This is a genomic window from Ursidibacter sp. B-7004-1 (assembly GCF_053654055.1).
Window position 1 is genome coordinate 23707 of the sequence record NZ_JBSIUP010000027.1, and the last position, 9811, is coordinate 33517.

Annotated in this window: 11 protein-coding genes; 2 read left to right on the top strand and 9 right to left on the bottom strand. The window is 33.0% G+C overall.

Going from position 1 to position 9811, the window contains the following annotated elements:
• Window position 1: 1 nt before the first annotated feature.
• From ACWIW0_RS09215 to ACWIW0_RS09245, 7 genes are all read right to left on the bottom strand, one after another.
• Window positions 2–919 (bottom strand): glycosyltransferase family 2 protein, encoded by a 918-nt coding sequence (locus tag ACWIW0_RS09215; protein WP_454453072.1) that lies wholly within the window; start codon window positions 917–919, stop codon window positions 2–4.
• Window positions 912–1484: a GTP pyrophosphokinase gene (locus ACWIW0_RS09220; protein WP_454453073.1), complete on the bottom strand. Its 573-nt coding sequence runs from the start codon at window positions 1482–1484 to the stop codon at window positions 912–914. The genes ACWIW0_RS09215 and ACWIW0_RS09220 overlap by 8 nt, the downstream gene beginning before the upstream one ends.
• A gap of 67 nt (window positions 1485–1551) precedes the next feature.
• On the bottom strand, window positions 1552–2700 hold the full coding sequence (glf, locus tag ACWIW0_RS09225) for a UDP-galactopyranose mutase (RefSeq protein WP_454453074.1): 1149 nt from the start codon (window positions 2698–2700) through the stop codon (window positions 1552–1554).
• A 1-nt stretch (window position 2701) separates the two neighbouring features.
• The gene (locus tag ACWIW0_RS09230; protein WP_454453075.1) at window positions 2702–3772 is read right to left on the bottom strand and encodes a glycosyltransferase family 2 protein; all 1071 of its coding nucleotides are present in this window, start codon (window positions 3770–3772) and stop codon (window positions 2702–2704) included.
• Window positions 3772–4770 carry an acyltransferase family protein gene (locus ACWIW0_RS09235; protein WP_454453076.1) on the bottom strand — a complete coding sequence of 333 codons (999 nt, stop codon included), beginning with the start codon at window positions 4768–4770 and terminating at the stop codon, window positions 3772–3774. The genes ACWIW0_RS09230 and ACWIW0_RS09235 overlap by 1 nt, the downstream gene beginning before the upstream one ends.
• 18 nt (window positions 4771–4788) lie before the next feature.
• The gene (locus ACWIW0_RS09240) at window positions 4789–5520 is read right to left on the bottom strand and encodes an ABC transporter ATP-binding protein (protein WP_454453081.1); all 732 of its coding nucleotides are present in this window, start codon (window positions 5518–5520) and stop codon (window positions 4789–4791) included.
• Window positions 5520–6311 carry an ABC transporter permease gene (locus tag ACWIW0_RS09245; RefSeq protein WP_454453077.1) on the bottom strand — a complete coding sequence of 264 codons (792 nt, stop codon included), beginning with the start codon at window positions 6309–6311 and terminating at the stop codon, window positions 5520–5522. The genes ACWIW0_RS09240 and ACWIW0_RS09245 overlap by 1 nt, the downstream gene beginning before the upstream one ends.
• A 148-nt stretch (window positions 6312–6459) precedes the next feature.
• Between ACWIW0_RS09245 and erpA the strand changes: the two genes are divergently transcribed.
• Entirely contained in the window at window positions 6460–6801 is a 342-nt protein-coding gene (gene erpA, locus ACWIW0_RS09250; protein WP_454453078.1) for an iron-sulfur cluster insertion protein ErpA, read from the top strand.
• Between the two features lie 65 nt (window positions 6802–6866).
• Here erpA and miaB read toward each other — a convergent pair whose 3' ends face one another.
• Entirely contained in the window at window positions 6867–8297 is a 1431-nt protein-coding gene (miaB, locus tag ACWIW0_RS09255; protein ID WP_157403528.1) for a tRNA (N6-isopentenyl adenosine(37)-C2)-methylthiotransferase MiaB, read from the bottom strand.
• 208 nt (window positions 8298–8505) lie between these two features.
• On the bottom strand, window positions 8506–9456 hold the full coding sequence (tal, locus tag ACWIW0_RS09260) for a transaldolase (RefSeq protein ID WP_454453079.1): 951 nt from the start codon (window positions 9454–9456) through the stop codon (window positions 8506–8508).
• Between the two features lie 67 nt (window positions 9457–9523).
• On the opposite strand from tal, the gene ACWIW0_RS09265 reads away from it, so the two are divergent.
• The coding region (locus tag ACWIW0_RS09265) for a hypothetical protein (RefSeq protein WP_454453080.1) at window positions 9524–9811 on the top strand (288 nt) is incomplete at its 3' end.

The window sequence follows — 9811 nt, forward strand, 5'->3', positions numbered from 1 at the left end:
ACTATAAATATTCTCTATGATGCGAAAAATCACCTTTTAAACCATGCCAGATACCTTTCAATCCAACTTTTAATTTAGATAAATTAGGTTTAGTAAATAGGAAAAACCAACAAAGTTTAATTACAAAAAGTATAGCTATACCGCTACCTTTATAATCAACAAGATTTCTAAAATTATTACGAGACATACAATAAAGTTTTAATTTTGAATCTGTATCATTAAAATTCATTAAATTAAAAAACATTGGAGTACCTAATGTTAATTCTTTTGGATGAAAGAAAATAGATTCTACAACAGTAAAAATTTTATAGCCTTCTTTTCTAGCACGCCAAGTATATTCCATATCATCTCCCCAAATAAAATATTCTTTTTTTGGTAGTCCTATTTTTGACACCATTTTTCGCGAGAATAAAATACCATTAAATGGCATTACAATATCAGGAATGATATTATTTATAGTATTCTTATTAACATCATCTATTGTTGATAATATTGTGCTACTTTTAGGCAAACGTAGTGTAAATGTAAGTTCATCACTATTATGAATATTTAAAACGATTGGTCCAATATAAACATCAGTATTTATATATGGTATTAATGCGGATAAACTATTTTTTTCAGGTAAACCGTCATCATCCATTAACCAAATATAGTCAAAATTGTGCTGACAGGCAAACTCAATACCAACATAGAATCCACCAGCACCGCCTTGATTCTCTGGTAGATCTATTATTGTAAAATGATCGTTATCACGCCAACCATTTTCATTTAAGAAATATATTGTACCATCTGAACTTGCATTATTCACAACAACAATATGATCTAATGGGTAAGTCTGATTCTGTAATGCATTTAAGCACTTTAATAATAATTCTTTGCGGTTATACGTTACCACAACAGCACAGATTGAGTTAGTCATTAATCTTATTCACAAAATTACGTTTACATTTAATGTGGCTTTGAATATTCTTTTCAGCATCTTTTCTATCCCAAATTTGTAATTCCCAAGGATAATAAAAGTTACTCACATTTTTAAAATAAATATGAATACCGACATACTCATCTTTATCTCTCAAATACCAATTTTTTAATCCATATTTCTCGTGCCAAGAATCAATTAATGCCATTACTTGTTCAATATCTTCACTCGATACAATAATTCGCGCACCAAAAATATCATTTAAAATACTGTTTACAGGATAACCTTCGCTACGCTGTTTAAACCGCTCAATTTTATCTAAAATAGATTCCGAAGCTTTTACGCGATAAAAATAGGGAACGTCATATAAATCTGCACGAAATAAGTAATCATTGATGGATTCGTGCAAATTCAAACGGTATGCCAATATATGCTCTGTAGGCACCTTTGCAAAGGTATGTTTCAGATTTACTTTCTCAATTTTTCCTGTTTCAAAATAATCCTGAGAAAAAGCTAAATGTAGTTTATTAATTTCTCTAATAAGACGTTCTATTTTCTCAATCATAGCTTATCTAACCTATAATAAAACCGCTTACAACCTAAATCACAAGCGGTCTAATGTTTAGAAAAATTTACATATCCATATGTATGTAAAATGGCTTTAATATGTTACCGCTTTCAAGGGCTATCTTAACTGAATCAGCAACTTCAAGGGCTTCTTTGATGGTTACATCCATATCTAAATAACGATATGTTCCCAAACGTCCAACGAAAGTTACTTGCGTTTCTTTATTTGCCTTTTCAACATATTGTTGTAATAAGGCTTTATCTTTTACCAAGCGAATTGGGTAATAAGGAATATCCTGTTCTTCACATAGACGGCTAAATTCACGATAACAAATCGTCTTTTCGTGATTTTCCCAAGGGGCAAAATGTTTATGTTCTGAAATTCGAGTATAAGGCACTTCTTCATCACCATAATTGATTACGGCATTACCTTGATAATCACCTTCTGCGATAAAGGCTTCAAAATCTAAGGTACGATAACCCAAACGACCTAACTCAAAACCAAAATAGGTATCTAACGGTCCTGACCAGAAAATATGCTCAAACTCAGCTTTCATTGATTCTACAAACGGCGTATTTAAACGCACTTCAATATTTTCATGGTTTAAAATATTTTCCACAATTACGGTATAACCATCTTTTGGCATACCTTGGAATTTGTGAGCGAAGTAATTGTCGTCATAGTTAAAACGTACTGGCAAACGTTTTAAAATGCTTGCCGGCAATTCTTTTGGCTCTACACCCCATTGCTTTTTAGTATAGCCGTAGAAAAATGCTTTATATAAATCTTTACCGACAAAACGCATTGCTTGTTCTTCAAAAGTTTGTGGATCAGTAATTGATAAATCTGCTTGGCTTTCAATTAATGCTTTTGCCTCACTTGGTGAACAAGTTTTACCAAAGAACTGGTTAATCGTATGTAAGTTAATCGGCAGTGAATAAACTGCCCCTTGGCTAATTGTTTTCACTCGGTTTACAAATGGCATCCATTCACCAAATTGATTTACATAATTCCATACACGTTCATTATCAGTATGGAAAATATGCGGTCCATAAATATGTACCATCACGTTTGTTTCTGCATCACGCTCAGAGTGGCAGTTACCCGCCACATGAGAACGTTGATCGATAATGGTTACTTGGTAACCTTGCTCTGCAAGCTCACGAGCAATAACGGCATTTGAAAAGCCTGCACCGACTAGGAGAAATTTCATATTACGTTTTATAAACCAGTTCTCGCACTTTATTTAAAAGTTTATATATTTTATTAAAATTATGGCGTAGATAGAAAGCTAAATAAAAAAGTTTTGGGTATTTATAAAATACAATAAATTTTCGCCAATTTTTAGGATCTCTTTGCATTGTGGATTTTAAAAGAGAAAACTCAACTAAATTAGAGTAGTCAAAATTTTCTACAAACTTAGGATATAATTCTTCAGGCTTTAACTCATGATTAGATAAAGTATCTCCGCAAGACCATGTGAAAATATATAAATTAAAGATAGAATGCTCTAAAGCTATATCTTTTGGCATAGCTGGATAAAGCTGCTTCAATTCATCTGTTACTGTTCTTAGAGAAGAAGATAGATCTAAAATATTCTTAATATTCTTAACACTCATAATGCTACCAAAGCGTTGCCTATATTGAATATATTTTATCGGAAGATAATAAACTGTTTCACACTCATTAATATGTAATGGTACTGTTCGAATATCTTCATAATTATACCCAATTGGACTTAGGCGTTTTTCTAAAATATTTCGTTTAAAAATATGACGCCACGCATATACCTGCATATTATGATAAACTGCAGATAATACGTTATCTTCAATTACATTTAATAACTTTCTCTGTTTAAGTCCTTTATATTTATGGGTCTCATGTATACCGAGATCATCCCAATAATAATTAAAGTCAACAATTAAACAATCTGGTTTGTTTTCTTCTAAGCAATATTTAACATATTTCAATCCATTTTCTACAATGAAATCATCACCATCAAGGAAAGAAACATATTCACCTGTCGCTACAGCTAAGCCTGAATTTCTAGCAGCACTTAGACCAGCATTTTCCTGATTAATAACAACGAAACGTCTAGAGTTAATTTTTTCTTTATATTCTTTTAATAACGATGTTGTTCCATCAGTTGAACCATCATTCACAATGATCAATTCACTATATTCATCCCAATTTTCATTAGAAATGACGGAGTCAATAGCTTCTGACAAATACTCTACAACACCATATGCTGCAACAACAATACTAATTATAGGTTTTTTATCCATTAGATTTCCTTAAAAATAAGACCTTTAGCTTTTAGCTTACAAATAATATTCACATAAATATAATTCAATATTAATGCCGACAAATAAGAAACAACAAGCAAATTTATAAATATTAACATTGTATATCTAGGAGAATAAATAAATTCTTTTGCAAAATGATAACAATAAAATGAATGTGTTAGCCAAATAAATAAACTATTACATCCAATGTGTTCTATCAATCTTCTTAATATAGGTGGAGAAAACCCAAAAATAATTCTAATCCATAATACAAAAAATATTACAAAGAATGGCATACAATCCCAATCTCTCCATAATAATCCCAGTATTAAAAAGGCAGCGGAACTAATAGATAACCAAAATCTATAATGAGTATTATTATAAATTTTTAACATATATTCTCTATTTATTCCGACATAGAATCCCAATACATATGCAGGCTGCCAGAATAATATATTATACATTTTAGGATTATCAAAACTTAGCCCATATAGCAATCCTGAAATAGCAAACACTGGCAAAAGCTGATTTCTCATAATAAATAGCAATGGAGTTATAGATAACATAACTAAGTATAAAGATACAAACCACCATTCTCTATTAAAAGAATCACTGACTCCTAAGAAATTCAGCATAAACTCTTTAGCATTTAACGTAACAAACGCATGAGATGAAAAAAAATAAGACAGTGGAATAAATATAGAAAAAACCAGCCAATACGCTATAAAAAAAAGATATATTTTATTCAAATAATATTTTTGGTTTGCCCTTTCCTTCTTATTATTTGCAAAACCATATCCACTAATAAATAAGAACAATGGTATACAATATTTTCCGACTTCCCCTAAATATCTTTCATAATGAAATGAATTACTTAACCAAATAATTTCAACCTGGCTCGGAAAGCGTTCGGAATATGTAAATAGATGATGAAATAGCATTAAGCAAATTGCAATTCCTTTAATAAAATTACTTTGCTCTTTAGTAATTAACACCATATCATTCATCTCTCATTGTTATAAGTCATATAGAGGAATAACATCTTCTGCTTTTCCACAAGCCTTTACTGTGCCTTTATCAATCCAAATAGCATTTTTGCAAAGCTCTTTTACTTGATCGATAGAATGCGAAACAAAGAGTAGTGTCGTGCCACCTTCTAACATTTTCGCCATTCTTTGCTTACATTTCTCTTGGAAAGCGGCATCACCTACTGCAAGTACTTCATCCACAATTAAAATTTCAGGTTTAACAATAGTGGCAACAGCAAATCCTAAGCGGGCAGACATTCCTGATGAAAAATTTTTTAGTGGCACATCAACGAAATCTTGTAATTCAGCAAATTCAATAATTTCATCAAAATGCTGTTGCATAAATGCTTTTTTATGCCCTAACAATGCTCCATTTAGAAAAATGTTTTCTCTAGCGGTTAATTCACCATCAAAGCCCGCCCCAAGCTCAATTAAAGGGGCAATATTACCCTTAACTTCCACAGAGCCTTTGTAAGGTTTTAAAATACCGCATATTAGTTTGAGTAATGTGGATTTACCTGAGCCATTTTTACCAATTAATCCCCAAGATTCCCCTTTTCTTACTTCAAAATTAATATTTTGTAATGCTAAGAATTCTTGAAACATTAATTCGCCTTTGAGCATTTTAATCACATACTCTTTTAAGCCATTATAGTTTTCTGTTGCTTTATTAAATCTAACAGTTGCATCTGTTACTTTAATAACTACATCTTCTTTCATCATATATATAAAATAAACTCATTCTGTTTCTTATTAAAATAACAAGCACCTAAAATTAAAACAATAAATGCTAGACCGAACCCCATTAAAATAGATTGTGTATTGGGAAATTGAGCATAAAGTACAATATCTCTAAATTGTTCTATATACCAATACATTGGGTTTGCTGTCTGATAAAGTGCTTGATATTCCTCAGGAATAATCGAGACAGGATAAAAAATGGGAGTTAAATACATCCACATTGAAACAAATACTCCCCATAAGTATTGTATATCTCTAAAAAAGACAGTGGCTGCTGCTAGAAATAAACTGATACCTAGAGAAAATATTAATAATTGTAGTAGTATCGCTGGAAAGAAGAGCAAATTCCAAGAAAATGTTGCCCCTGTGAATAACATTACAAGTAATAATGCCCCTAAAGAAAACACTAGATTAACAACGGAGCTGCCGACTTTAGATAACGTAAAAATATATTTAGGTACATAGGTTTTCTTCAGTAGCGATGCGTTACCTGTAATAGAGCCGACAGACATATTAGTTGCTTCTACCATAAAATTAAAGATAACTTGCCCTGAAATAAGGTAAAGAGGGAAGTTCGGTATGTCAAATCTAAATAAATTAGAAAAAACAATAACTAAAACAACCATTAACATCAATGGGTTCAAGATACTCCATAGATATCCTAAATAACTACGTCTATATTTAAGTTTTACATCTCTGATGATTAATTGCTTTAACAATTCATCAAAAGTAAAGAGCTGTTTAAGGTTTACCATACTACCATCGCCCATTAAGCAAAGTTTATTATAAAAAATAGCTTTTAATTATACCTAAAAATTAGCATTCCACCAATGGATTAGTTTTACTCTCTAGTTGCCGTTCTAGTAGAATTATTAGATAATATCAAAATAACTATAAATTTTGATTTAGGACAAGAAAATGAGTGATATCGTTGTCCCACTAACATTCACTGATGCTGCGGCGAGAAAAGTGAAAAGTTTAATTGAAGGGGAAGAAAATCCAAATCTGCGTTTACGTGTTTACATCACTGGTGGGGGATGTAGTGGATTTCAGTATGGATTTACTTTTGATGATCAAATCAATGATGGTGATTTGACTATCGAAAATCTAAGTGTGGGGCTAGTAGTCGATCCGATGAGTTTACAATATTTAATCGGCGGTACTGTCGATTATGTAGAAGGGTTGGAAGGCTCGCGTTTTATCGTGAATAATCCGAATGCTAGCTCAACCTGCGGTTGCGGTTCTTCTTTTAGTATTTAAGTAATAGATAAATGGCTAAGAATTCCTATAAAATTTTAGCCATTTGCTATTTGGGGTTTCTGAAATTATAAATTTACTACAAATTTACCTACACCAAGCTCGTCTTCTTTACGAGTACGGTTGATAACACTTTGTGGAGATTCTACAATGCGTAATCCCATTTCATCTTCGGTACGAACAACATCACCACGCAATGAATTGGTATAAACATTCGTAATTTTTACATCAACAAACTTACCAATCATATCTGGAGTGCCTTGGAAATTCACAATTCGATTGTTTTCTGTACGACCTGTTAATTCCATTAGGTCTTTTTTTGATGGACCTTCTACTAAAATACGTTGTTCCGTACCTAACATTGAGCGACTAAATTGCATTGCTTGGTTATTGATACGTTGTTGTAAACGGTATAAACGCTCTTTTTTCTCATCTTCGCTCACATCATCAGGGAGATCTGCCGCAGGTGTTCCAGGACGAGCAGAGTAAATAAAACTAAAGCTCATATCAAAATTAACTTGTTCAATTACTTTCATTGTTTGCTCAAAATCTTGAGCCGTTTCTCCTGGAAAACCGACAATGAAATCCGAACTGATTTGAATATCAGGACGAGCTTGTCTAAGTTTGCGAATTGTTGCTTTATATTCCAACGCTGTATGGTTACGCTTCATCATTGTTAATACACGATCTGAACCGCTTTGAATAGGTAAATGTAAGAAACTCACTAATTCTGGGGTGTCTCGATACACTTCAATAATGTCATCAGTAAATTCAATTGGATGGCTTGTGGTATAGCGTAAACGATCAATACCATCAATGGCTGCCACTAAACGGAGTAATTCGGCAAAAGTACAAATTCCTCCATCAAATGTTTCTCCACGATATGCATTTACATTTTGCCCTAACAAATTGACTTCACGAACACCTTGTGCAGCAAGCTGTGCAATTTCAAAGAGAATATCGTCCACTGGGCGACTGACTTCTTCACCACGAGTGTAAGGCACGACACAGAAAGAGCAGTATTTATTACATCCTTCCATAATTGAAACAAATGCAGTTGGACCTTCAGCTCGTGGCTCAGGTAGGCGGTCAAATTTCTCTATTTCTGGGAAACTAATATCCACAACAGAACTTTTACCACCACGAATTTGGTTAATCATCTCGGGTAAACGATGTAACGTTTGTGGCCCGAAAACAATATCCACAAAAGGGGCTCGTTGGCGAATATGTTCACCTTCTTGTGAGGCAACACAACCACCCACACCAATAATTAAATTCGGCTTGGTATTTTTCCAGCTTTTCCAACGTCCAAGCTGAGAGAATACTTTTTCTTGAGCTTTTTCACGAATAGAACAAGTGTTAAGCAGTAAAACATCTGCATCTTCAGGGTTTTCTGTTAATTCAAAACCATGAGTACTATTTAGTAAGTCTGCCATCTTTGATGAATCATATTCATTCATCTGGCAGCCCCAAGTGGTAATATGTAGTTTTTGCGTCATTTGAAAATAATTAGGTAAATCAATTAGTTAAATAAAAATATAAAGACAATAGCTCTATGTAATAAAAATGGCAGCTATTTTACCTGTTTGAAGAGATTTTGGCTATCAATTCACAGAAATTCTTGATCTTAATATGGTTATACCCTGACTAGGTATAAAAAAGCTGAATTTAGATGTTAATTAAATTCAGCCTTATAATTAAATAAACCTAGAGTTTCTCTACAAGCATTTTTTCTAATTTTTCTTGGTCGATAGCAAATTTACGAATACCTTCTGCCAACTTCTCAACAGCCATCGCATCAGAATTATGTTCCCAATAGAATTCAGCTTCAGTCATTTTTTCTGGTCTTGCTTTTACTTCACCGTTAAATGCTAGTTTGCGAACTAATGGTTGGTTGCTTTCTTGGAGTTCTTTTAATAACGTTGGTGCAATCGTTAAGCGATCGCAACCTGCAAGTTCAGTGATTTCACCAGCGTTACGGAAACTTGCACCCATTACTACTGTGTTATAGCCATATTCTTTATAATAATTATAAATAGAAGTAACAGAAATCACACCTGGGTCTTCAGCAGGTGCATACTCTTTTTTATCTGAATTAGCTTTGTACCAGTCTAAAATACGTCCTACAAATGGTGAAATGAGATAAACTCCAGCTTCTGCGCAAGCTCTAGCCTGTGCTTGTGAGAATAATAAGGTTAAGTTACAGTTAATACCTTCTTTTTCTAGTTGCTCTGCTGCTTTAATACCTTGCCAAGTTGATGCAATCTTAATCAAGATACGATCGTTACTGATACCTGCTTCGTTATATAACGCAATTAACTTGCGTGCTTTGGCGATTGTTTTCTCTGTATCGTAAGAGTAACGAGCATCTACTTCGGTAGAAATACGTCCTTTTACTACTTTTAAGATTTCTAAACCGATATTAACCGCTAATTTGTCTTCTGCATCAATAAGTTGTTGAGCTTTGTCATTGCTTTGAGATTTCGCATAAGCAACAGCTTCATCAATTAGTGGAGCATATTGTGGTAATGCAGAAGCACTTAAGATTAAAGATGGGTTGGTTGTTGCATCTTCTGGTTGATATAGTTTGATTGCATCAATATCGCCAGTATCGGCAACTACAACTGTCATTTTGCGTAAAGCATCTAATTGATTCATAAAACTTCCTTAATATATGTAATGAAAAACTTGTCAATCATAGCAGTAACTTCGTAAAGAAGACAGAATGAATTTTGTGAGATTGATCACATTTTGTGAAATGGGAAGTAAATATGCTCATAATGAGATGAAATTTTATCTGTTTTGCTTTGTTTTTCATCAAGCGGTCAGTTTTTTCCGATTTTTTGCAATTTTTTCTGAAAAAACACTTGCGTTATCTTCGGATTTCCCTATAATGCGCACCACACAACGACGCACTGTTGTGAACGAATTAAGTTATGCGGTGCGTCGTTCTTTTTTGCTCTTTAACAACGTATCAGACAATCTGTGTGGGCACTTGTTGATGATTGATTTT

What these genes read in the sequence shown, in the direction of transcription:
- ACWIW0_RS09215 (WP_454453072.1), bottom strand. Translation starts at nt 919, where the DNA reads ATGACTAACTCAATCTGTGCTGTTGTGGTAACGTATAACCGCAAAGAA.
- ACWIW0_RS09220 (WP_454453073.1), bottom strand. Translation starts at nt 1,484, where the DNA reads ATGATTGAGAAAATAGAACGTCTTATTAGAGAAATTAATAAACTACAT.
- glf (WP_454453074.1), bottom strand. Translation starts at nt 2,700, where the DNA reads ATGAAATTTCTCCTAGTCGGTGCAGGCTTTTCAAATGCCGTTATTGCT.
- ACWIW0_RS09230 (WP_454453075.1), bottom strand. Translation starts at nt 3,772, where the DNA reads ATGGATAAAAAACCTATAATTAGTATTGTTGTTGCAGCATATGGTGTT.
- ACWIW0_RS09235 (WP_454453076.1), bottom strand. Translation starts at nt 4,770, where the DNA reads ATGGTGTTAATTACTAAAGAGCAAAGTAATTTTATTAAAGGAATTGCA.
- ACWIW0_RS09240 (WP_454453081.1), bottom strand. Translation starts at nt 5,520, where the DNA reads ATGAAAGAAGATGTAGTTATTAAAGTAACAGATGCAACTGTTAGATTT.
- ACWIW0_RS09245 (WP_454453077.1), bottom strand. Translation starts at nt 6,311, where the DNA reads ATGGGCGATGGTAGTATGGTAAACCTTAAACAGCTCTTTACTTTTGAT.
- erpA (WP_454453078.1), top strand. Translation starts at nt 6,460, where the DNA reads ATGAGTGATATCGTTGTCCCACTAACATTCACTGATGCTGCGGCGAGA.
- miaB (WP_157403528.1), bottom strand. Translation starts at nt 8,297, where the DNA reads ATGACGCAAAAACTACATATTACCACTTGGGGCTGCCAGATGAATGAA.
- tal (WP_454453079.1), bottom strand. Translation starts at nt 9,456, where the DNA reads ATGAATCAATTAGATGCTTTACGCAAAATGACAGTTGTAGTTGCCGAT.